The organism is Peristeroidobacter soli (assembly GCF_004138485.1).
GTDB lineage: Bacteria > Pseudomonadota > Gammaproteobacteria > Steroidobacterales > Steroidobacteraceae > Steroidobacter > Steroidobacter soli.
The window spans coordinates 188,296-209,552 of sequence record NZ_RYEV01000003.1; the positions used below are offsets into that span (position 1 = coordinate 188,296).

18 protein-coding genes are annotated in these 21,257 nt (G+C 62.5%); 9 read left to right on the forward strand and 9 right to left on the reverse strand.

What is annotated here, in order from left to right; translation table 11 throughout:
- Nucleotides 1-29: 29 nt before the first annotated feature.
- The 7 genes from EKO19_RS09640 (at nucleotide 30) to EKO19_RS09670 (ending at nucleotide 6,822) form a co-directional block, all read left to right on the forward strand.
- Nucleotides 30-1,202: a Rieske 2Fe-2S domain-containing protein gene (locus EKO19_RS09640; protein WP_129776220.1), complete on the forward strand. Its 1,173-nt coding sequence runs from the start codon at nucleotides 30-32 to the stop codon at nucleotides 1,200-1,202.
- 8 nt (nucleotides 1,203-1,210) lie between these two features.
- Nucleotides 1,211-2,038 (forward strand): alpha/beta fold hydrolase, encoded by an 828-nt coding sequence (locus tag EKO19_RS09645; protein ID WP_129776221.1) that lies wholly within the window; start codon nucleotides 1,211-1,213, stop codon nucleotides 2,036-2,038.
- Nucleotide 2,039: 1 nt separating this feature from the next.
- Complete coding sequence (locus tag EKO19_RS09650) at nucleotides 2,040-2,303, forward strand: hypothetical protein (RefSeq protein ID WP_129776222.1); 264 nt, start codon at nucleotides 2,040-2,042, stop codon at nucleotides 2,301-2,303.
- A gap of 2 nt (nucleotides 2,304-2,305) precedes the next feature.
- Nucleotides 2,306-3,118, forward strand: a complete 813-nt coding sequence (locus tag EKO19_RS09655) for a DODA-type extradiol aromatic ring-opening family dioxygenase (RefSeq protein ID WP_129776223.1) — start codon at nucleotides 2,306-2,308, stop codon at nucleotides 3,116-3,118.
- A 140-nt stretch (nucleotides 3,119-3,258) separates the two neighbouring features.
- Complete coding sequence (locus tag EKO19_RS09660) at nucleotides 3,259-4,026, forward strand: sulfite exporter TauE/SafE family protein (RefSeq protein ID WP_129777336.1); 768 nt, start codon at nucleotides 3,259-3,261, stop codon at nucleotides 4,024-4,026.
- A gap of 114 nt (nucleotides 4,027-4,140) precedes the next feature.
- Nucleotides 4,141-6,150 (forward strand): M3 family metallopeptidase, encoded by a 2,010-nt coding sequence (locus EKO19_RS09665; protein ID WP_129776224.1) that lies wholly within the window; start codon nucleotides 4,141-4,143, stop codon nucleotides 6,148-6,150.
- A 135-nt stretch (nucleotides 6,151-6,285) separates the two neighbouring features.
- Entirely contained in the window at nucleotides 6,286-6,822 is a 537-nt protein-coding gene (locus EKO19_RS09670) for a gamma carbonic anhydrase family protein (protein WP_129776225.1), read from the forward strand.
- Nucleotides 6,823-6,940: 118 nt separating this feature from the next.
- Here EKO19_RS09670 and aroE read toward each other — a convergent pair whose 3' ends face one another.
- On the reverse strand, nucleotides 6,941-7,777 hold the full coding sequence (gene aroE, locus EKO19_RS09675; protein ID WP_217705234.1) for a shikimate dehydrogenase: 837 nt from the start codon (nucleotides 7,775-7,777) through the stop codon (nucleotides 6,941-6,943).
- Nucleotides 7,774-8,787 carry a porphobilinogen synthase gene (gene hemB, locus EKO19_RS09680; protein WP_129776226.1) on the reverse strand — a complete coding sequence of 338 codons (1,014 nt, stop codon included), beginning with the start codon at nucleotides 8,785-8,787 and terminating at the stop codon, nucleotides 7,774-7,776. Before hemB ends, aroE begins: the two co-directional genes overlap by 4 nt.
- A 174-nt stretch (nucleotides 8,788-8,961) precedes the next feature.
- On the opposite strand from hemB, the gene EKO19_RS09685 reads away from it, so the two are divergent.
- Nucleotides 8,962-9,549 carry a DNA-3-methyladenine glycosylase I gene (locus EKO19_RS09685; protein WP_129776227.1) on the forward strand — a complete coding sequence of 196 codons (588 nt, stop codon included), beginning with the start codon at nucleotides 8,962-8,964 and terminating at the stop codon, nucleotides 9,547-9,549.
- Nucleotide 9,550: 1 nt separating this feature from the next.
- Here EKO19_RS09685 and EKO19_RS38220 read toward each other — a convergent pair whose 3' ends face one another.
- Nucleotides 9,551-10,396 (reverse strand): 23S rRNA (adenine(2030)-N(6))-methyltransferase RlmJ, encoded by an 846-nt coding sequence (locus EKO19_RS38220; RefSeq protein WP_157995192.1) that lies wholly within the window; start codon nucleotides 10,394-10,396, stop codon nucleotides 9,551-9,553.
- A gap of 36 nt (nucleotides 10,397-10,432) precedes the next feature.
- Here EKO19_RS38220 and EKO19_RS38225 point away from each other — a divergent pair, with 36 nt between their 5' ends.
- The gene (locus EKO19_RS38225; protein WP_157995193.1) at nucleotides 10,433-10,954 is read left to right on the forward strand and encodes a hypothetical protein; all 522 of its coding nucleotides are present in this window, start codon (nucleotides 10,433-10,435) and stop codon (nucleotides 10,952-10,954) included.
- 100 nt (nucleotides 10,955-11,054) lie between these two features.
- Here EKO19_RS38225 and EKO19_RS09695 read toward each other — a convergent pair whose 3' ends face one another.
- From EKO19_RS09695 to EKO19_RS09720, 6 genes are all read right to left on the reverse strand, one after another.
- Nucleotides 11,055-14,222: a S8 family serine peptidase gene (locus EKO19_RS09695; RefSeq protein WP_157995194.1), complete on the reverse strand. Its 3,168-nt coding sequence runs from the start codon at nucleotides 14,220-14,222 to the stop codon at nucleotides 11,055-11,057.
- A 284-nt stretch (nucleotides 14,223-14,506) separates the two neighbouring features.
- A complete protein-coding gene (hemF, locus tag EKO19_RS09700; RefSeq protein ID WP_129776230.1) occupies nucleotides 14,507-15,427 on the reverse strand; it encodes an oxygen-dependent coproporphyrinogen oxidase in 921 nt (306 codons plus the stop codon).
- Nucleotides 15,428-15,730: 303 nt separating this feature from the next.
- A complete protein-coding gene (locus EKO19_RS09705; RefSeq protein WP_129776231.1) occupies nucleotides 15,731-18,283 on the reverse strand; it encodes a DNA topoisomerase I in 2,553 nt (850 codons plus the stop codon).
- A gap of 62 nt (nucleotides 18,284-18,345) precedes the next feature.
- Nucleotides 18,346-18,825: a Smg family protein gene (locus EKO19_RS09710; RefSeq protein ID WP_129776232.1), complete on the reverse strand. Its 480-nt coding sequence runs from the start codon at nucleotides 18,823-18,825 to the stop codon at nucleotides 18,346-18,348.
- Nucleotides 18,822-19,826: a DNA-processing protein DprA gene (gene dprA / locus EKO19_RS09715; protein ID WP_129776233.1), complete on the reverse strand. Its 1,005-nt coding sequence runs from the start codon at nucleotides 19,824-19,826 to the stop codon at nucleotides 18,822-18,824. The genes EKO19_RS09710 and dprA overlap by 4 nt, the downstream gene beginning before the upstream one ends.
- A gap of 33 nt (nucleotides 19,827-19,859) precedes the next feature.
- Entirely contained in the window at nucleotides 19,860-21,029 is a 1,170-nt protein-coding gene (locus EKO19_RS09720; RefSeq protein ID WP_129776234.1) for a LysM peptidoglycan-binding domain-containing protein, read from the reverse strand.
- Between the last annotated feature and the right edge of the window lie 228 nt (nucleotides 21,030-21,257).

Below are 21,257 nucleotides of genomic sequence, written 5' to 3' on the forward strand. Positions count from 1 at the left end.
GATATTTGTTTCGAGGACGAGAGCAGATCATGAGTGATGACGCGCAAACCCCGGAAGGCGTCCGCCCCGAAGTTGCCGCAGCCGTCGGCGACTGGCGCGGCTATGTGGAAGCGAAGCTGGGTTTTCGCAATCACTGGTATCCGGTGCGTTTTTCGAACGAGCTGGCCGAGGGTCAGCTGCTCACTTTGCAGGTGCTCGGCGAGAAGCTGCTGATCAAGCGCATCGACGGCAAGGTCTATGCGATCCGCGATCGTTGTTTGCATCGTGGCGTGCCGCTGTCGCGCAAGCCGGATTGCTATACCAAGGACACGATCACCTGCTGGTATCACGGTTACACGTATCGTTTCCAGACCGGCGAGCTGGTGAACATTCTGGCCGTGCCCGACAGCCGGTTGATCGGCCGTCGCAAGATTCAGAGCTTCCCCTGTCAGGAAGCGAAGGGACTGATCTTCGTGTTCATCGGCGACATGGATCCGGTGCCGCCGCTGAGCCAGGACGTGCCCCCCGGTTTCCTCGATGACGATGTGATGATTCTCGGCAAGCATCGTGTGGTGAATTCGAATTGGCGCCTCGGTGCCGAGAACGGCTTCGACGCGTTGCATATCTTCATTCACAAAGACACGACGCTGCGTCACTTCCGCACCTTCAACTTCCCGATCGGCCACACGCCGCTGCCGGGCGCGGTGAAAGTGGTGGAAGACGCCGACGGTCCGAAGGGCGTGATCGACGACTTCGCTCAGCACAAGCCGATTTGGGACGGTGTGATCGACGGACGCGTCGTGGTGCGCGGTCCGCGTTCTCAGCAGGTACAGGGAACCTCCGCTTCCGTCGGCACGTCGATCTGGTTGCCGGGTGTGTTGAAGGTCGAGCAGTTCCCGCTGCCGGGTCTGACGCAGTTCGAGTGGTACGTGCCCATCGATGGCAAGACTCACTTGTACGTGCAGACCATCGGTCAGCAGGTGCAGACCGACGAAGACCGCATCAACTTCGCGAACGAATTCGAATCCGTCTACAAGCCGCACGGCCTGGATGGTTTCAATGCCGACGACATCTGGGCGCGCGAGGTCACCGAGCCGTTCTATGCCGACGACTTCGGCTGGGTGGATGAAATGTTGTGCGAGCCGGATTCCACCATTCTCGAGTGGCGCCGCCTCGCGAGCCGTGCGAATCGCGGTATCCAGACGCCTCAAGACTTGCGCTGAGCCTTGCCATGACCGAATTCGTATCGAACTTCGTCGACACCAACGGCATCCGCACGCATTACCTCGAAGCGGGCAGCGGTCCGACGCTGATTCTCATGCACGGCGGCGGCGCGGGCGCCGATGCATACGGCAATTGGCGCGAGTGCATTCCGGTCTTCGCGAAGAGATATCGGGTGATCGCGCCGGACATGGTCGGTTTCGGTCGCAGCGACAAGCCGTCGCCGGACGGCTTCGTCTACGATCAGCCGAGTCGCAATCGTCAACTGGTGACATTGCTCGATGCGCTCAACATCGAGAAGGCGTTCCTGGTCGGCAATTCCATGGGAGGCGCGACTTGTATCGGCGCGACCCTGCAGCGTCCGGAGCGCGTCGAGCGGCTGGTGTTGATGGGCAGCGCCGGTCTGCCGATTCCGGAAAGGCCGTCGCCGCAGCTGCTGCACAACTTGAACTACGATTTCACGGTGGACGGCATGCGTCGCGTGATTGCCGGCCTCACTTCGCCGAAGTATTCGCCGCCGGAGGAGCTGGTTCAGTATCGTTTCAACCTGACCAACGAGCCGGGCGCGAAGGCTGCGCTGGCGGCCGTGAATGCCCAGACGCGCAAGGGCACGCTGAACTATCCCGAAGACGAGCTGCGCAAGATCAAACAACCGACCTTGATCGTGAACGGCAAGGAAGATGGCGTGTCGACGTTGGCGCGCGCGTATCGCTTCCTGGAGCTGTTCGAGAACAGCTGGGGATATATCGTGCCCCACTGCGGTCACTGGGCGATGATCGAGCACACCGCGGATTTCTGCGCGGCGGTCGATCGGTTCCTGTCGCAGCCGGTGAATTGAAATGCCCGCGCCGCGTGGTGTGCACGAGCTGATCGAGCATCTGATCGAGACGCCCACGGATCGCGGCTTGATTCGAACCAGCCCCGACGTGTTGTTCGATCGCTTCGAGGTGCCCACGGAGGTGCGCGAAACTCTGCGCACCGGCGGACGCGATGACTTGCATCGCCTCGGCATTCACCCCAATCTGGTGATCAAGTGGCTGATCTGGTCGGGCCGGCCGACCATGCCATTCTTCCCCATCGATTATTACTTCGCGAGGCGCTGACCGTGGGCAAGATCGTGGGCGCGTTCGCCATGTCGCATGTGCTCGGCGCTCCAGGCGGGCTCGAAGAGCAGGCCGAGCGCGTGTTCGTGGGCATGAAAGAGCTGGGTCGCCAGCTGCGTGAGACTCATCCGACGCTGCTGGTCGTGATCACCAGCGATCATTTGAACAATTTCAAGCTCGACCAGCCCATGCCGTTCGCGATCGGCACCGCCGACGTGTACACGCCGTACGGCGACATGGGTCTGCCGACCGAGCAGATTCGCGGTGACGCAGCGTTCTCGACCGGCTTCGCGATGTTTGCCAACGATCGCGGCTTCAAGCTCGCCAAGCCATCGCGCTTGCGGCCGGATCATGGCGTGATGATTCCGCTGGGCATCGTCGACCCGAAGCGTGAGCTTCCCGTCGTGCCGTTGTATGTGAATACCGTCTACACGCCGGGGCCGACGCCGCAAGAGAGCTGGCGATTGGGTGAGTTGCTGCGCGCGTATGTCGCTGAGTATTGTCAGGCCGATGAGCGCGTCGCGTTGCTGGCAGGCGGCGGCCTGTCGCACTGGCTCGGCGTGCCCGAGGAAGGCCGCGTCAACGAGACCTGGGATCGCTGGTTCATGGACATGCTCGCCACCAATCAGGGCTCGAGCCTGGCCAAGCTCAGCAACCAACAGATTCTGATCGACGCGGGCAATGGTGGCCTCGAAGTGAACGCCTGGATCACGCTCGCCGGCGCCGTTTCCGGCGCGTCCGGCGAAGTGCTGTTTTACGAGGCGATTCCCGCCTGGGCGAGCGGCATGGCTGGCATGTCATTTCGGGTATCCTGATCCGCCTCATAACGCAGCCGCAGTTTTATTTTTTCACTGACCGACGGGTGCAACGGCGATGCTCCGGTACGCATCTGGATGGGCGCGACAGGGCTGTCGAAAAGAAGGGGCGAGATATGCATAGAGGCAGCTGCTAAGTGATGACGTCCTGGGATTTGTTGATCGCCGCGCTCGCGGCGGTCGGGGCTGGCTTGATCAACGCATTGGCGGGCGGCGGCACGCTGATCAGCTTTCCGGTGCTGGTTGCAGTGGGTGTGCCGCCGGTCGCGGCGAATATCACCAACGCGGTCGCGCTCTGCCCCGGCTACTTCGGCGCGACCATCGCGCAGCTGCCCAATCTCAAAGGTCAGCGCGACAAGCTGATGTTGCTGGTGCCCGTGGCGGTGTTGGGTGGGCTTGCGGGCGGCATGATTCTGCTGAAGACCGGTGAGCGTACGTTCACTGCGCTCGTGCCTTGGATGATTCTCGCCGCGTCGCTGCTGCTCGCTGTACAAGAACCGGTGAAGAAGTTCCTCAGCAAGCGGCTCTCGAATCCCTCGCATAAGCATCACACGGCACTGTTCTCGGCGTTGCCGATCGCCGCCGCGGCCATCTATGGCGGATTTTTCAGCGCGGGCATGAGCGTGCTGTTGCTAGCCGTGCTCGGCCTGACCCTCGACGATTCTCTGACCCGCCTGAACGCGCTCAAGCAGGTGCTGGCGTTCAGCGTCAACATCGCCGCGGCGGTGTTCTTCCTGTTCTCGGATCAGGTCGTCTGGATCGCCGCCGCGGTCATGGCGATCGGCGCGCTGATCGGCGGCGCGATTGGCGGCAAGCTTGCCGGAAAACTGCCGCCCGCCGTCCTGCGCTGGGTCGTGGTGGTCGCGGGAATCGCGATTGCCATTGCCTACTGGGTGAAATCCCGCTGACCGGCCCCAAACCTCGAATCCATCGGCCCCGACGAGGGGCGGGTGTCATTGGACTGCCGGGCTCTCTACAATCGGCAGTCCGTCGTCCTTCGCGTTCCGGATCCGGGGTCCATCATGACTGCACCGAGCACCGATCTGCCGGTATTTTCTGCAATCAAGCCTGCTGAAGTGGCAGGCAAGCTGCGCGCCTTGCTGGATGGCAACCGCGCCGAGCTGGAGCGATTGCTGTCGAATGACACGGCGACCTGGGACTCGCTGATCGTCCCCCTCGAGGAGATGCAGCACCGGCTGTCCCGCACCTGGTCGCCGGTCGGGCACATGAACGGCGTGGTGAACACCGATGAGCTGCGCGCCGCCTACAACGAGTGTCTGCCGCTGCTCACCGCCTGGAACACCGATCTGGCGCAGAACGAGCGCCTCTATCAAGCCTACGAGACTGTGCTGAAGAACGAAGGCGCGCGTCTGTCGCCGGGCCAGCGCAAGCTGGTCGAGAACGCACTCCGCGATTTCCGCCTGGCTGGTGTCGCGCTGCCTGCGGACAAGAAGCAGCGTTACAAGGAGCTGGTCGAGAAGCTCGCAACGCTGCAGTCGAAGTTCGATGAGAACGTGCTCGATGCGACCAACGCCTGGTCGCGCCTGCTCACCGATCAGAAAGAGATCGAAGGCCTGCCGGCGCCCATCGTCGCGCGCGCGCGCGCCGCTGCCGAAGCTAAACAGCAAACAGGTTGGTTGTTCACGCTCGACGCGCCGAACTACACGGCAGTGATGATGCATGCCGCGCACGAGCCGCTGCGTCGTGATTTCTATCATGGCTGGACGACGCGCGCGTCCGATCAGGATGGCAATGAAGGCAAGTGGGACAACACCGCGCTGATGGATCAGATCCTCGCGGTTCGCAACGAGGTCGCGAATCTCGTCGGCTATCCCAACTACGCGGAGTATTCGCTCGCGACCAAGATGGCGTCGTCGGTGCCGGAAGTTCGCGCCTTCCTCGAACAATTGGCGACGAAGAGCAAGCCGGTTGCGCAGCAAGAGTTCGATGACCTCACGAAGTTCGCGGGTCGCGAGCTGAGTGCCTGGGACGTGGCGTTCTACGCCGAGAAGCTCAAACGCGAACGCTTCAATCTTTCCGAAGAAGCGTTGCGCCCCTATTTCCCGTTGCCGCGCGTGTTGTCGGGCATGTTCTCGGTCGCTGAGAAACTGTATGGCGTGAAGATCGCCGAGCGCACGGGCGTGGATATCTATCATCCCGATGTTCGCTTCTACGACATCCTCAATGAGGATGGTTCACGGCGTGGCAGCTTCTTCGTCGATCTGTACGCTCGCGCCAAGAAGCGCGGTGGTGCGTGGATGGATGAGTGTGTGGGGCGCAAGCAGATGGCTGGGGCTACGGCATTGCCCGTTGCTTACCTGGTCTGCAACTTCATGCCGCCGGTGGGTTCGCAGCCATCGTTGCTCACGCACTCGGAAGTCGTGACGATGTTCCATGAGTTCGGGCACGGGCTGCATCACATGCTGACGCGTGTGGATTATCCGAGCATCGCCGGTATCAATGGTGTGGCTTGGGATGCGGTCGAGTTGCCGAGTCAGTTCATGGAGAACTTCGCGTGGCGCGCGGAAGTGATTCCGATGATTTCGTCTCACGTGGAAACGGGCGAAGCGTTGCCGGAAGCGGAGCTGCAGAGGTTGCTCGGCACGCGTACATTCCAGGCGGGCATGCAGACGGTGCGACAGCTGGAATTCGCGCTGTTCGATCTGCGCATTCACAGTGAGTTCGTGCCGGGCGCGGCCAGCGCGGTGATGAAGACGCTGGATGAAGTTCGTGCGCAGGTGGCGGTGGTGAAGCCGCCGGCGTTCAATCGGTTCCCCAACAGCTTCCAGCATATTTTCTCGGGCGGGTACGCGGCGGGTTACTACAGCTATAAGTGGGCTGAGGTGCTGGCGGCGGATGCGTTCAGTGCCTTCGAGGAAGGCGGCATCTTCAATCGCGCGGTGTCGAGCAAGTTCCTGTCTTCCATTCTGGAGCAGGGCGGCAGTAAGGATGCGATGGATGCATTCGTTGAATTCCGCGGGCGGAAGCCGACGATTGAGCCGTTGTTGAAGCAGTTGGGGCTCGCCGCATAACGCGGCCGCAAAGTTTTTTATTTGAGATCGGCCTGTGGCGAGCTCACGCTCGCCGCTGGATGCCGCCGGTTCGTTTTACTTCTCGATTTCAGACAGGAGTTGTGTGGCGAGCCCACTTGCTCGCCGGAACGCGCCATGACGATTGAAACTTACCAAGGTATTGCTCCCACGCTCGGGCAGCGCGTTTTCGTCCATGAGGCGGCGGTCGTCATTGGCAAGGTCACGATTGGAGATGACTCGTCCGTATGGCCGACGGCCGTTATCCGTGGCGACGTGCATTCGATTCAGATCGGCGCACGAACCAGCGTGCAGGACGGCTCAGTGCTGCACGTCACGCACGACGGTCCGTACGCGCCGGGCGGGCGGTCGTTGATCATCGGTTCGGATGTGACGGTGGGTCATCGCGTGACCTTGCATGCGTGCACGATCGGTAACGCGTGCCTCATCGGCATGGGCGCGATTCTGCTCGACAACGTCGTGGTCGAAGACCTGGTGATGATCGGTGCCGGCACGCTGGTGCCGCCGGGCAAGGTGCTCGAGAAGGGCGGGCTGTATGTGGGCAGCCCGGCCAAGCGGGTGCGCGATCTGACGGAGAAGGAGATCGCGTTCCTGACGTACTCAGCCGCGCACTACGTCAAGGTCAAAGACGAATATCTGCGCGCACGCGCGTAAGGGCCGCGCCGACACAACGCCGACTGTCGCCGCTTACAGTACTGCGAGCGCTGAGCAGTCGGCGGCTGCAAGATGGCTCGGGATGATGTTGAGGTGAGCCCGCGTGTAAGTTTCTTAGTTACGCCTGCGCCCTGATCGCTTCCAGCACCGGCTTCGTGTCGGGCTTCATTCCACGCCACAGCAAAAACGCTTCGGCCGCCTGCTCGACCAGCATTCCCCAGCCTGTCTCGGCGCGCCCCGCGCCGGCGGTCTTGGCCCAGCGAGTGAATGAAGTGTCGCCCTTGCCGTACGCCATGTCGTAGCACAGCGTTGCCGGTCCGATGGCAGTCCGCGGGATGGGCGGAATGTCATCTTGCAGGCTGGCGGAGGTGGCGTTGACGATCAAGTCGAACACTCCGTCGCTGACATCTTCGAACGTGCAGCCTCGCACGGTGCCGAGCAACTCAAACTCTTCCGCCAATTCAACCGCGCGCTGCTTGGTACGATTCGCAATCTCGATGCACTCGGGCGCGGCCGCCAACAACGGCCCCATCACGCCGCGTGCGGCGCCGCCGGCGCCAAGTAACAAAATGCGCGCGCCGGCGATATCGAAACCCATGTTGCGTGTGAGGTCGGTGACCAGGCCGGCGCCGTCGGTGTTGTCGCCGAGCAAGCCATCGCTCTTCCACACCAGCGTATTCACAGCGCGAGCAATCTCAGCGCGCGGCGTGCGATATCGGGTCACGATGTTCGCTGCCTGTTTGTGAGGCACTGTGATATTCAACCCTTTGCCGCCGGACGCGAAGAACGCGCCAACATCCCGCTCGAAATTTTCCGGGGTCACGGCCAGACGCGTGTAGCTCATGGCCTGACCGGTCTGTTTGGCGAACAGACCGTGGATGAACGGTGACCAGCTGTGCTGGATGGGGTAACCCACCACTGCGTAGCGATCGATGCTGTCGTTCATGGCGCTCATCTCGCTTCTTTGAGCCAGGCCGCCGCCTTCTTGGCGAAATAAGTCAGAATCCCGTCCGCGCCGGCACGGCGAATGGACATCAATGTTTCCAGCACGATGGCACGCTCGTCCAGCCAGCCGTTGCGAAACGCGGCCATCTGCATCGCGTATTCGCCGCTCACCTGATAAACGAACGTCGGCGCGCCGAACGTATCTTTCACCCGGCGCACGATATCCAGGTAGGGCAGACCGGGCTTGATCATCACCATGTCCGCGCCTTCCTGCAGATCGAGCGCTACTTCACGTAACGCTTCGTCGGTGTTCGCAGGATCCATCTGATAGTTATATTTGTTGCCCTTGCCGAGATTCCCGGCCGAGCCGACGGCGTCGCGGAACGGGCTGTAGAAGTTCGATGCGTACTTCGCCGAGTAGGCGAGAATGCGCGTGTTGATGTGGCCGGCCAGCTCGAGCGCTTCGCGGATGGCGCCGATGCGGCCGTCCATCATGTCGCTCGGTGCGACCACGTCGGCGCCGGCTTCGGCGTGCGACAACGCTTGTTTCACCAGTGCTTCGACCGTGATGTCGTTCACCACATAGCCCGACGCATCGATGATGCCGTCCTGGCCGTGCGTGGTGTAGGGATCGAGTGCAACGTCGGTGATCACGCCCAGCTCTGGCACCGCCTTTTTGACGGCACGCACGGCCCGCTGCGCCAGGCCTTCGGAATTCCACGACTCCTTGCCGTCGTTGCTCTTGGCCGACGGCTCGGTGACCGGGAACAGCGCCAGTGCCGGAATGCCCAGCTCGACCAGCGATTCGGCCTCGCGCACCAGCTCATCGACGCTGACCCGCTCGATGCCGGGCATGCTGTCGACGCTCTGGCGCCGCGACTGGCCTTCGATCACGAACATCGGATAGATCAGGTTGTCCGGGCTCAGCGAGGTTTCACGCATCAGCCGGCGTGAAAAGTCGTTGAAGCGCATGCGTCGCATGCGCGTGCTGGGGAATTCTCCTGACTGCAAATTAAACATGACGGCTTCCGGCTCGCGTGACTGCCAAACTATAGACCGCGAAAGTCTACACCTGCCGAAGCCGGGATTTGTCGACTACCCTGACCGATCAGGGGATCATTGGTCGCAATGCTTCGCCCGGCGGGGGTTGAGGCCGATACGTAAGTAGAGACTGAAGAAGGTTGAGAGAAGTTCATGCGTGAACCCACCCGTTGCCACTGGGCGTCGCTGGTCAGCAGCCCGCTCTACCTCGAATACCACGATAAGGAGTGGGGCGTGCCCGCCTGGGACGATGCCACCCAGTTCGAATTCCTGATTCTGGAAGGGGCGCAGGCCGGGCTGTCGTGGTCGACCATTCTCAACAAGCGCGACGGCTACCGGGCCGCCTTCGCCGGCTTCGACCCTGAACGCATTGCGAAATTCGGCAAGCGGGACGTGGCGCGGCTGATGAAGGACCCGGGCATCGTGCGCAACCGGCTCAAGATCGAGTCGGCCATCGGCAATGCCAAGGCCTTCCTGGCGTTCCAGGGCGACTTCGCCAGGCACCTGTGGAGCTTCGTCGGCGGCAAGCCTCTCCAGAACAACATTGCCGAACATGGCAAGGTTCCGGCCACCAGCCCGGAGTCGGATGCGTTGAGCAAAGATCTGAAAAAGCGCGGCTTCCGTTTCGTGGGCAGCACCATCATCTACGCGCACATGCAGGCGACCGGCATGGTGAACGATCACCTGACCAGCTGTTTTCGCCACAAACAATGCAAGGCGCTGGCAAAGAAGGCCGCTTAGCTCACTCCGGGACCAGCCATTGGATGTTCACGCCGCCCGCGCCGTCTTCGGCCATGGCGGCGTGAGCTTCGCGAAGGGCCGGTGCGATCTCCTCGTCGAACTGCCAGGGGGGATTGGCGATGATCAATCCGGAGCCGTTCAAGCCCAGCGGCGAATCGGCCGGTCGCACGTTCAGCTCCACCTGCAACAGCTTTCTCAATCCCGAATTTTGCAGCGACAGGTGCAGTCGCTGCGTTTCGCGGCCGGGCTTGATCGGATACCACAGCGCGAACATGCCATTCGGCCAGCGGCTCGCGCCTAGCAGCAGCGCCTTCTCGACTTGAGTGAATTCATGTTCCGATTCGTAGGGCGGATCGATCAGCACCAGGCCGCGATTTTCACGGGGCGGCAGATAGGTTTTCAGCGCGGCATAACCATCGCCGCACACGACCGACACGCCGCGTCGACCGCGCGTCGCCTGTTCGAGCGCTTGAGCCTCGGCGATTTGCTTTTCCACCAGTACGATGCGGTCGCCGGGTCGCAGATCGCGCGCCGCCAGTACCGGCGAACCCGGGTAGCGTTGCGAGGTGATGGCGGAGATCTCTTCCGGGGAACTAACCGCGTCCAGATAGCGCCGAAGATCTGGAGAGGCGCGAGCGATGCGCAACACGCGGCCGACGCCGCCCTGCGACTCGTTGCCGCGTAATGCATCGTGGGACAGCAGGTCGTACCACCCTCGACCCGCATGAGTATCGAGATAGAACAGCGGTTTAGGTTTACGCTTGAGTCGCTCGAGCAGGGCCAGCAGTACGATGTGCTTGTGGACATCGGCGAAGTTGCCGGCATGGAACACGTGGCGATAATTCACGGGCAGATCGGGGCGGAATTTGTGAGGGACAGATCCATGATCGTACTGAATTCTCCAGCGCGAGGCTCTTCGATCCTGGCCGTACTGGTGTTGACCTCGTTGACCGCAGCCTGCTCGGGCTCGGATCGGCGCACCGCGGCGGCTGAACCTGCGTCGGTGGAAAGTCGGAGGGCCGCGATGGAGAACGAAAGCAAGAAAATGCCGCCCGCGCGTGCACCGGGCGAGGAGCGCACGCCGCTGCAGGGCACCGGCGAAGTGCCGCAGCAGCTGCTGGCGATTTTCCAGGACGATCTGGCGCGTCGTGCGCTCGTGAAGCACGACGCAATTACGGTCTTGAGTGCGACCGAGCACCAATGGCCGGACGGTTCGCTGGGATGTCCGCAGCCCGGAATGATGTACACGCAGATGATCGTGCCGGGCTATCGCGTGGTCCTGGGAGCGGGCGGCAACCGCTACGCTTACCACTCGGATCGGCGGGGCAACTTCGTGGTTTGCTCCAACGGCATGCCGTTCAAGCCGGTGAAAGAGCAGGTCAAAGGCGAGTCGCCGGCGGAATGACGAATGCGGTCGCCGCCGCGTCCCTGACGACTCCGGAGATCATGAAGCAACAAGCCCCGGGCATCGCTGCTCGGGGCTTGGGGCCGAGAGGTGAGTACGGTCAGAACTTGATCTTGCCGCCCGGTGGCGCGATGAACAGGGCCTCGGTGCTCTTGGTAGCGCCACCGCAATTGTTCGCGGAGGCGCAGCGATCGCCGTCGGTCTGAATCATCACGCCCAGTTCCTTGGTGGTTCCCGGGATCTGACCGAAGTCGTACACCGAGACATTGCCGCTCGCACCGCCTGCCAGGTCGCTGGCCGGCGCGGCGAAGTAACGTTCGCCGAAAGGTACGATCTTCAAGCCCTCGATCGAATCGCCCGGGCCACCGAAGTAAAAGTCATCGGCGAACACGGAGATGCCGACCACTTTGCGTGCTTCCACATCGGCCGCGGTCAGGCCGAACTGCTCGAGGCACGCGTTCAACACGGTGGTGCTCGAATTGGTCGGATGCTCGACGAACCAGAAGGCGTCGGCGTCGCCCGTGGCCAGATTGATGGACCATGCCAATTGCCGGCCATCGCTCAGCTCGTTCAACGAGACGTCGCGATTCAGCAGCCAGTAGTCGTCCTCGCCGTCGTTGTTGAGATCCAGCGCGATACGATGATCGACCGCCACCGGCAACGTCTCACGTTCCCACATGTTCACCGCGAACGACCACAGATAGCCGGACGAGCAAACATCCGTCGGCACTTCCAACGTCGTGACACCCACGGCGCGCAAGTCCGGGCGCGGCGCGTTCTCGCCGCGTCCGCCAGGCGGCGAGTTCGGGCTCGTTGCCAACAGTGAGTAACCGTTGAGCTGCGCAGCGCCCACGCCACGATTCTTCAGGCTGATTGTGCCCACCCCACCGCCGCCCGCTTTCCAGGTCGGTCCACCCACGACCTGAGTGTCCGCGGACTTGCGCGGCAACACGTGCCAGGGCAGCGTGAATTTCTCCGGCTTGCCGAACAGCGCGACTTTCTCGAACACCAGATAGCCGTCGTACTCCTGCAGAGTCAGCGGCACGGGATTCGGACCATCCGGGCCTGCGTTCATCAGGTTGTTACGCAGCTTGCCGCCTTCAATGGTCATGAACACATCGATGGTGCGATCGCCCTTGGCGGGCACCGCGATCAACGGCAACGCATGGATCTTCACCGCGCCGTTGGCGACATCGTTGGCGAAGCGATAGGTCGGCTTCACCTTGAAGATCGCCGGCTGCCTGGCACGATTGAAGACGCGCACGCGCTTGTGCACGAGGACTGCCTTGTCCGCCACGTCGACGAAGCCGAAGCTCACGCCGCCGCTGCGAGTGCCGCTCTTCACCAGATCGAAGCCATAAGCGCCGGCTGTCGCAGCCGCCGCGCGATCGACACGAACTTCACCGCCACCGATACGTGAGATCGGCGCGAGCGAGTCCGGAATCACACCGGATGGCGAGCCCGGTTGCTCGATGTTGGTCTCCGCATTGTTGATCAGCAGTTGTTTCAATCGCTGCGGGGCCACCGTCGGATACAGCTGTTTCAACAACGCTGCCGAGCCCGACACCATCGGTGCCGCGCCCGAAGTACCGCCGAACGCATCGGACTGAGTGCCGGTGCCCGACATCGCCGACACCGACGCACCCGGCGCGCCGATTTCGGGCTTGATGCGGAAGTCTTCGAACATCGGTCCGCGCGATGAAGTCGAAGTCACTGAGCTGATCAATGGGAAGGTGTTGTTGGGATCGAACCGCACCGTCGCGCCGGTGCGGATGGCATTCGCATCGGCCTGATTGATCATGTAGCCCGGAATGGTGATGGGCACACCATCCGAATACGCACCCGTGAACGGCGCGCTGCCGTCGACCAGGCCAATGATGCCGATCAACGCGCCGCCCGCCTGGATGTTACGAATCTTGTCGGAGAACGTGCAGGTGCCGCGATTCACCAGCGCGATGCGTCCCGTCAGCGAGCCTGCCGCGAACGGCGTGCAACCGAGCGCGTTGCTTGCTGTGAAGACCACCGGTGCGGTAATCGCTGTCGTCAGCTCGGCGGACCAGTCTTGATGAATCGCGCCTCGTTGCGCGGGCGTGACGGCCGGCGTAACGATGGTCATCAGGTCGACGACTGCGGAGGGAACATTGGTCTGCGCGACCGACAGCGCCGTGACAGCAGCTGCGGGCGAGCCAGTGATGAAAGGTTTGTCCGAGCCATTGCCCGCCGACGCCACAGTGAACGCACCGAGCTTCGTGGCGCGATCGACCGCTGCGGACAGATCATCATCGAACGGCTGGCCGTAATCGGAGCCGAGCGACATGTTGATGATGTCGGCATGATCGGAAGTGTCGCCGTCGCCGTTCGGATCGATGGCCCACTCGAACGCTTGCATCAGTGCGACGCCGCTGCACGAAGAAGTCGGAACGGCGCAGGCCTTGACCGCATACAACTTCACATCCGGCGCAACGCCATTCTTGCCGCCGATGATGTCGGCGACATGGGTGCCGTGACCGCCAAAGGTGCTTTGATCGGGAGCCGCGATCGGATCCGGGTCCGGAGCGAGCGGTGGGCTGCCGGCAGCGCCGGTCCATGCTTCGCCGACGAAGTCATAACCGCCGATGACCTTGGCGGTGGGGAAGAGGCCGTCGGTGGTGGTGTTGCGAGGATCGGCGGCGGAGGTGCCCCATGCCTTTGCGTAGGCTTCCGCGGTTCCGGCGCCGCCCAGTGATTTGTGGGTGTAATCGATGCCGCTATCGATCACCGCGACACGTACGCCTTTGCCAGTCACGCCCAGGCCGTGCAATGTTTCACCGCCGATGTATGGAACGGTTTCCGTGAGGTTGCGCTTGTAGTTGCCGGTCGGCGCGACGCGTGTGACCGCGCGATCGCTCGCAAGCGCTTTCACGTCGGTGGAGTCGATCTCGAGGAACACCGTGTTGGCAACCAACTGCACCGAGCCGATGACAGTGGCGCTCGGTGCGCTCTGCGCGATGCGGCTGATGAATGCTGTTTGTTCGACCAACACCTCGGCTTTGGTCGTTCCAGTGCGGTCGCCGACGGGAGCGGTGTTCAGTGAGACGGCGACTTGCACACGCATCGGTGTGCTGGAGTTGCGTAGTAGCTGCGTGACATCGTTGAGCTGTGAGCGCGCCGGTGTTGGCAAGCGCGACTCCAGTTTTTTGGAGCCGGTTGCCACAGCGCGCTGAGCGGCGCTGGCATCGGCGGCCACGATCGTCAGCACGGTCGTGGCGATCAGCGACAGTGGACCCACTGTCGCCCTCCTGCGAAAGTTAGCCATGATGATCCCCTTGCTGTTATCTGCGATCGCGCGACATTCGCCGCCTTCGCTCGGCGTAGTTGCAGTTCCGCGGCCAGACGGTATCGAATGCGCAATCGCTGCAACCGACGCTACTCCTGCGCCGCGGCCAATTCAATTACGCAAACTTTCCAAACGCGCGCGCGTCCGACGCACGACTGACAAAAGTTAGTGCTGAGAGCGTTTGTATACTGAGAAGTGTCAATCGCCTCGACACCCTCACGAACGGCGTGAATGTTTTATTTCAGCTCGCGAAGCCAGTCGCGCGGTCGGAGGAAATCTGAATAGAGGCGTGCTTCGGGCGTGCCGGCTGCCGGTGTCCAGTTGTATTCCCAGCGGACCAGCGGCGGCAGAGACATCAGGATGGATTCGGTGCGGCCGCCGGATTGCAGTCCGAAATGCGTGCCGCGATCGTAAACCAGGTTGAATTCGACGTAGCGTCCGCGACGGTACAGCTGGAACTGCCGTTCACGTTCGCCGTGCGGATGGTCCTTGCGACGCTCGACGATGGGCAGATACGCCTTCAGGAAATGATCGCCGACGCTGCGTTGATAAGCGAAGCAGTGCTCGAAGCCGCCTTCGTTCAGGTCGTCGAAGAACAGGCCGCCGACGCCGCGGGTCTCGTTACGATGTTTGAGGAAGAAATATCGGTCGCACCAGTCCTTGTGCCTGGAATACACATCGGCGCCGAACGGCTCGCAGGCTTGTTGCGCGGTCCGGTGCCAGTGCAGGACGTCTTCGTCGAACGGATAGTAGGGAGTGAGATCGAAGCCGCCACCGAACCACCACGCGCCCGGTGAGCCGTCCTTGGGGAGGGCGTTGAAGAAACGCACGTTGGCGTGCGTGGTCGGGATGTAAGGATTCCAGGGATGAATGACCAGCGACACGCCGGTCGCCATCCATTGCGCGTCGGCCAGCTCGGGTCGCTGAGCGGTCGCGCTCGGCGGCAGGCGAGAGCCCATGACATGAGAGAAGTTGACGCCGGCCTGTTCGAAGACCTTGCCGTTGCGAAGCACGCGGCTGTCGCCGCCACCGCCTTCGGCTCGCTCCCAACGATCGCTGCTGAACTGCGCGCCGCCGTCGATCTGCTCGAGGCCCGAGCAAATGCGATCCTGCAGTCCGCGCAGGTAAGCGAGCACGGCATCAGCATCGACGGCCATCAACGATCTCCAATGGAACGACTGCGGTCATGATGCGACCAAGTCGTCACTGAGGGAAGTCGAGCTCGATCGCCCGACGCCGCCACGCCAGTGCCGATCTTGCCGCGGCGGCCAGCGCCGCTGCCCGGACAGGCAGCTATTCGCCTGAGTGCTTCGAATGAACCGACGCCGCTGTCAGCAAGGTGTGCTTGCTTCGAGCGAGCCGACGCCGGCGTCGAGGAGGTGCGCGCGTAGAACGAACTGGCGCCGCCGGCTGGAAAGCAGTTGCTTCTCAGCCGGCGGCGCGTGGGGGCGGTGGTTTAGTTACTTCGGCTTGGCCGGCGGCTTGCTGGCCGCTTTGGCGGGCGCTTTCTTCGCTGCCGTTTTAGCGGCGGCGGTCTTTGCAGGTGCCTTCTTCGCTGGCGCTTTCTCGGCGGCCGGAGCCTTCGCTGTTTTCGCCGGCGTGCTCTTGCTCTTGGCCGCAGCCTTCACCGGCTTCTCGGACTCGGCGCTGGCGGCATCCGTCTTCGCGGCGGTCTTCTTCGCGAAGCGACCAAAGCGGCCCTTGCCTCGCTCGGGCGCGGCTTTGAGCAGCTCGACGCACTCGTCCAGGGTCAGCGTCTTGGGATCGCGTTCCTTGGGGATCTTGGCGTTCTTGACCTTGTCGGTGATGTACGGGCCGAAGCGGCCGTTCAACACCTGAATGCCGGCTTCCTCGAAATTCAGGATCGTGCGATTCGCATCCAGCTCTTCCTTGGCCTTGATCAGCTCGAGCGCGCGCGGCAGCTCGATGGTGTACGGATCGTCGTCCTTGATGGACGCGAACTTCTTCGCGCCATATTGAATGTAAGGACCGAAGCGGCCGATGGCGACGCGGATCGCATGACCGTCGGAGTATTGGCCGACCGTCCGCGGCAGCGTGAACAGCTCCAGCGCTTCGGGCAGCGTGATGCTGTCCATACGCTGGTTGGCTTTGAGGCTGGCGAACTTCGGCTTCTCTTCGTCGTCCTTCGTACCCATCTGCACGAACGGACCGTACTTACCGTAACGAACCGAGATGGGTTTGCCCGTGACCGGATCGTTGCCGATCACGCGGGCTTCGGAAACGTCTTCGCGCGTGACCGTCTCATCGACCACGTCGACGCGTTCTTTGAATTCGGTCCAGAAGCGCTCCAGCACCGGCACCCATTCCTCGCGGCCGTCGGCGATCTCGTCGAGGTCGTCTTCCATCTTGGCGGTGAAGCCGTACTCGACGTAGTGATGGAAATTCCGCGATAGGAATTTATTGACGATCTTGCCCAGATCCGTCGGCGTGAAGCGGCGATTCTCAAGCGCCGTATATTTCTTGTTGACCAGCGTGGAAATGATGCTGGCGTAGGTCGAGGGCCGGCCGATGCCGTGCTCTTCCAACGCTTTGACCAGGCTCGCTTCCGAGAAGCGTGGCGGTGGCTCGGTGAAGTGCTGTTCACCACGCAGCTCGAGCAGCGCGACCTGATCGCCCACTTCCATGGCGGGGAGGATGCGATCGTTGTCGTCCTCGACCGTGTCGTCCTGGCCTTCCTTATAGACGGCGATGTAGCCCGGCTTCACCAGCGTCGAGCCGTTGGCACGCAGGACGGCAGTCGAACCGTCACGCTTCGCGCTCGTGCCCGGCACGAGGTCGACGGCGACGGTGTCGTATACCGCCGGCTCCATCTGGCTGGCGACCGCGCGCTTCCAGATCAGGCTGTAGAGCTTGAGCTGGTCGGCGTCGATCTTGCCGGCGAGGCGGTCGGGCGTAATGGAAGCGGACGTCGGACGAATCGCTTCGTGCGCTTCCTGCGCGTTTTTCGACTTCGTCTTATACGTGCGCGGCGACTCGGGCACCGAGTCCTTGCCGTACTCGCGCTCGATCACCTGCCGGATCTCGGCGATGGCTTCGTTCGCGAGGTTCACCGAGTCGGTACGCATATAGGTGATGAGACCGACGGCGCCTTCGCCGAAGTCCACACCTTCATACAGCTGCTGCGCCAGACGCATCGTGCGCTGAGCGCCGAAGCCGAGCTTGCGGGCCGATTCCTGTTGCAGCGTCGACGTGGTGAACGGCGGCGCCGGATTGCGCTTGCGTTGCTTCTTGTCGATGTTGGCGACGCTGAGCTTGCCGTTGGCGGCGCTCTCGATGGCGGTACGCACATCGGTGGCCTGGCCTTCGTTCGTCACCGTGAACTGTTCGACCTTCTCGCCGCGGAACTCGATGAGGCGCGCCGGGAATGTTTGCCTGGACTTCTCCACGTCGGCATCGATGGTCCAGTACTCGCGCGGCTTGAAGGCGAGAATTTCTTCTTCGCGTTCGCAGATCATGCGCAGCGCCGGGCTCTGCACGCGGCCGGCGGAGGCGCCCGGCAAACCCGCTTTCTTCCACAGCAGCGGCGAGATATTGAAGCCGACCAGGTAATCGAGCGCGCGACGCGCCTGCTGCGCGTTCACCAGATCCTGCGAGATGTCGCGCGGCTGACCGATGGCTTCGCGAATCGCGTTCTTGGTGATCTCGTAGAACACCACGCGATGCACGTCCTTGCCGTCGAGCACGCCTTGTTCCTTGAGCAGCTCGGTGAGATGCCAGGAAATGGCTTCGCCCTCGCGGTCGGGGTCGGTTGCCAGATACAAGGCGTCGGATTTCTTGAGCGCCCTGGCGATGGCCTGAACGTGTTTCTCGTTCTTTTCCAGGATCTGATAGCGCATCGCGAAATTGCGCTTCGGATCGACCGCGCCTTCCTTCGGCACCAGGTCGCGGACATGGCCATAGGAAGCGAGTACCTCGAAATTCTTGCCGAGGTACTTCTTGATGGTCTTCGCCTTTGCAGGCGATTCCACGATGACTAGATTCTTCTGCTCCATAAAAAAAGAAACCGCGGTGGCCGCGGTGCTGCTGAAAACTGCGCCAGTGTGAGCGCGGCTCTTCAGTGCACCACTTGCAGACGGTTATCGAATACCAAGTCCTCCATCCGCAGGTAAGCGCTCTGTTGGCCGGGCTGGCTGAACAGCACCATGAGCACCACCCACTTCACCTGTTCAATGTCGATCTGTTGCACGTCGAGCGCCAGCAGACGGTCGATGACCAGCTCACGCTGCGCGGGGCTCACGATGCCGATGTTCTCCAGGTACAGGATGTACCCGCGGCATTCGGTATCGAGCCGTGCCTGTTCGCGCGCGTCGAAGATGCGAATGGATCGCGATCCCGGAACGCCGCCAGCACGGCTCGGATCGGCCGACAGCTGCTCGAGCCATTCGAGCGCGCGGCCTACTTCTCGTTCGGAAAATCCGGCGCGTTCCAGTTCGTCCCGGAGAGTGTCGCGGTCGGGTTCGGGGGCGCAGTCCAGGTCGGCGTCGAAATAATTCTCGAAGAGATAGATCAGGATATCGAGAACGCTTTCCTTCATTTCGCTGCCTTAGAGACGCGCCGGGCATATCGCCCGCCAGGGCAGGCGTCGATGCGCGCCTCCAGTTCGAGGATCAGCAGCATGGACGCTACCTCGTCGGCCGCGAGGCCGGTACGTGCGATCAGATCGTCGACACTGGCCGGCTCGAAGCCGAGCGCATCTAACAGGATTTCATACCCTTTGTCCAATGCCGGGGCTAAAACTGCTGTGCTTTCAGCGCTCTCGGCCGATGTCGGGCTGACAGCCGCCAGCAACGGGCCCAGCTCGACGAATATATCGTCGGCCGTTTCCACCAGCTGCGCGCCCTCGCGGATCAGTTTGTGGCAACCGCGTGAAAGCGGATTGTGAATCGAGCCGGGGATCGCGAAGACCTCCCGACCTTGTTCCGCCGCCAGCCGTGCCGTGATCAACGAGCCGCTCCGCACTGCAGCCTCCACCACCAAGGTACCTAGTGACAATCCACTGATAATGCGATTGCGCCGGGGAAAGTTGCTTCTGCTCGCCGGCGTGCCCAGGGGAAATTCGCTGACCAGCGCGCCGCCGGATGCAATTTCCGCCGACAGCACAGCATTGGCGCGCGGGTAGTCGATATCAAGGCCTGTGCCGCACACGGCAATGGTCCTGCCGCCGCCTTCGAGCGCGCCCCGGTGAGCAGCCGTGTCGATGCCGATCGCCAGTCCGCTGGTGATCGTCAGGCCCGAGCGCGCCAGATGGCCGGCAAAGCGGCGGGCGATGTCATGTCCCGCCGGAGTGGGATTACGCGAGCCGACGATCGCCAGCTGCGGCAGGCTCAATGCATCGGGGTTGCCACGGACCAGCAGGCCAGACGGCGCGTCCGGCAAAGTGGCCAGCAGCCCCGGGTAGCGAGGCGAGCCGCGAGGAATGAAATGATGCGCTGGCTGATCCAGCCAGCGGCGGTGTCGTTCCAATAACTGGAGTCGTGCCTCGGCGTTGCAGCCGGGCACGAGGGCCTGTTTCAGCCATGTTTCGAGCTCGTCCATGAGCTCACGAAATTACCCTCGGTCGAAGTGCGCTTATGGGTTTTTAGCGCGGTCGCCCCGACGAATTTCGTGGGTCGTTTCCATGATGAGCGCGTAGCTCATGTTGTCGAATGCTTTGAACACCATCAGCACGCCGGCGCGTTCGTCGGGCAACTGCACGTTGTTGCCGAAGTTGGAGCTGCGGCTGCGACGGGCGCCGAGCCCGCCTTCCTTGAAGGTATCGCGCACGACACCGCCGCGCTGATACACGGCGAGGATGTGGCCAGGTTCCAGGCCAGCTTTCGATCCGCGGTTCAGCGCGACGACTTGATACTGACCCATCACCGTGTGACTGCGCACGGCGATCACGCCGGCGTCGATCTCGGAGGAGGGTGCGTGCGGAACGAAGTCCACATTCACATCCACTGACTCCGGGAACACCTTGTCGCCCTGCAGGACTTCGCGCGTCGAATCGGTCATTAGCAGCTTGGCCGGATCGCCTTCGGTGGCAACCGGGCCCGAGCCCACGTACATGCCCGAGTAACCGAGCAGCGCATTGTTGTCCGGATCGCGCAGCTCTTCTTCGACGTGGATGACGCTGAAGCGCGTCTCCGGCGCCGCATCGCCGATGCCGCGTGCGTAGACCTCATTGCCGATGGCGCCGACCATGTGCGAGTCGCGCAGCGCGACCACGTACGGTGCGGTCTTCACCTGGTCCTTGGTGAGCAGCGTCGGCCGGCCCATGAAGCTGGCGACGATGTCGTAGGGAATCGCGGTGACTGCCTGGCTCAGTGGCGAGCGGCGCACCTCGGGCGACAGACGTTTGCCGCCGGTGCCGCGCTCGACGGTCTCGCCGCCGCGTTCAGCGACTGTCAGACGGGGCTGACCGTCGATGTAGACCAGCTTGAGCACGTCGCCCGGATAAATCAGGTGGGGATTGGCGATCTGGGGGTTCACGTACCAGATTTCCGGCCAATACCAGGGCTCCTTCAGGAACACCCTGGAGATATCCCAGAGCGTGTCGCCGGTCTTGACCACATATTGATCCGGGGCATTGGCGGCCAGCGGAATGTTGCTGCCGGAGCCGACGGTTTGACCCACCGATGGACGAGCGCCTTCCTGGGCGAGGGTGCTCTTCGGTGCCAGCAGGCCCGCGGTAACGGTCAGACCAGCGACCAGGCTCAGCAGGATCGCCGGACGAAGTGCCAGATTCGCAGTTTTCATGCGCTTCAACGAGCTCCCATTAGAGTCCCTGAACAGCGACGCCCGGGGTCATTCTCGAGGCGCGTAAGGCGTTGTACCGACGCGCAAAAACCCAATCGGGGCCGACATTAAGTTCAACAGTGGCCGAACTTTAGCAGCATCATTGCAACCAGTGCAGAAATGGGGCTCCAGCCCGCGACGTGGTTCTCATTCCTGCCCCCGGGGCGCCCACCCGGGCGCCGATTCAAT

What these genes read in the sequence shown, in the direction of transcription:
- hemB (WP_129776226.1), bottom strand. Translation starts at nt 8,787, where the DNA reads ATGTTTAATTTGCAGTCAGGAGAATTCCCCAGCACGCGCATGCGACGC.
- dprA (WP_129776233.1), bottom strand. Translation starts at nt 19,826, where the DNA reads ATGGACGAGCTCGAAACATGGCTGAAACAGGCCCTCGTGCCCGGCTGC.
- EKO19_RS09640 (WP_129776220.1), top strand. Translation starts at nt 30, where the DNA reads ATGAGTGATGACGCGCAAACCCCGGAAGGCGTCCGCCCCGAAGTTGCC.
- EKO19_RS09670 (WP_129776225.1), top strand. Translation starts at nt 6,286, where the DNA reads ATGACGATTGAAACTTACCAAGGTATTGCTCCCACGCTCGGGCAGCGC.
- hemF (WP_129776230.1), bottom strand. Translation starts at nt 15,427, where the DNA reads ATGGCCGTCGATGCTGATGCCGTGCTCGCTTACCTGCGCGGACTGCAG.
- EKO19_RS09710 (WP_129776232.1), bottom strand. Translation starts at nt 18,825, where the DNA reads ATGAAGGAAAGCGTTCTCGATATCCTGATCTATCTCTTCGAGAATTAT.
- EKO19_RS09705 (WP_129776231.1), bottom strand. Translation starts at nt 18,283, where the DNA reads ATGGAGCAGAAGAATCTAGTCATCGTGGAATCGCCTGCAAAGGCGAAG.
- EKO19_RS09660 (WP_129777336.1), top strand. Translation starts at nt 3,259, where the DNA reads ATGACGTCCTGGGATTTGTTGATCGCCGCGCTCGCGGCGGTCGGGGCT.
- EKO19_RS09685 (WP_129776227.1), top strand. Translation starts at nt 8,962, where the DNA reads ATGCGTGAACCCACCCGTTGCCACTGGGCGTCGCTGGTCAGCAGCCCG.
- EKO19_RS09645 (WP_129776221.1), top strand. Translation starts at nt 1,211, where the DNA reads ATGACCGAATTCGTATCGAACTTCGTCGACACCAACGGCATCCGCACG.
- aroE (WP_217705234.1), bottom strand. Translation starts at nt 7,777, where the DNA reads ATGAGCGCCATGAACGACAGCATCGATCGCTACGCAGTGGTGGGTTAC.
- EKO19_RS09720 (WP_129776234.1), bottom strand. Translation starts at nt 21,029, where the DNA reads ATGAAAACTGCGAATCTGGCACTTCGTCCGGCGATCCTGCTGAGCCTG.
- EKO19_RS38225 (WP_157995193.1), top strand. Translation starts at nt 10,433, where the DNA reads ATGATCGTACTGAATTCTCCAGCGCGAGGCTCTTCGATCCTGGCCGTA.
- EKO19_RS09650 (WP_129776222.1), top strand. Translation starts at nt 2,040, where the DNA reads ATGCCCGCGCCGCGTGGTGTGCACGAGCTGATCGAGCATCTGATCGAG.
- EKO19_RS09665 (WP_129776224.1), top strand. Translation starts at nt 4,141, where the DNA reads ATGACTGCACCGAGCACCGATCTGCCGGTATTTTCTGCAATCAAGCCT.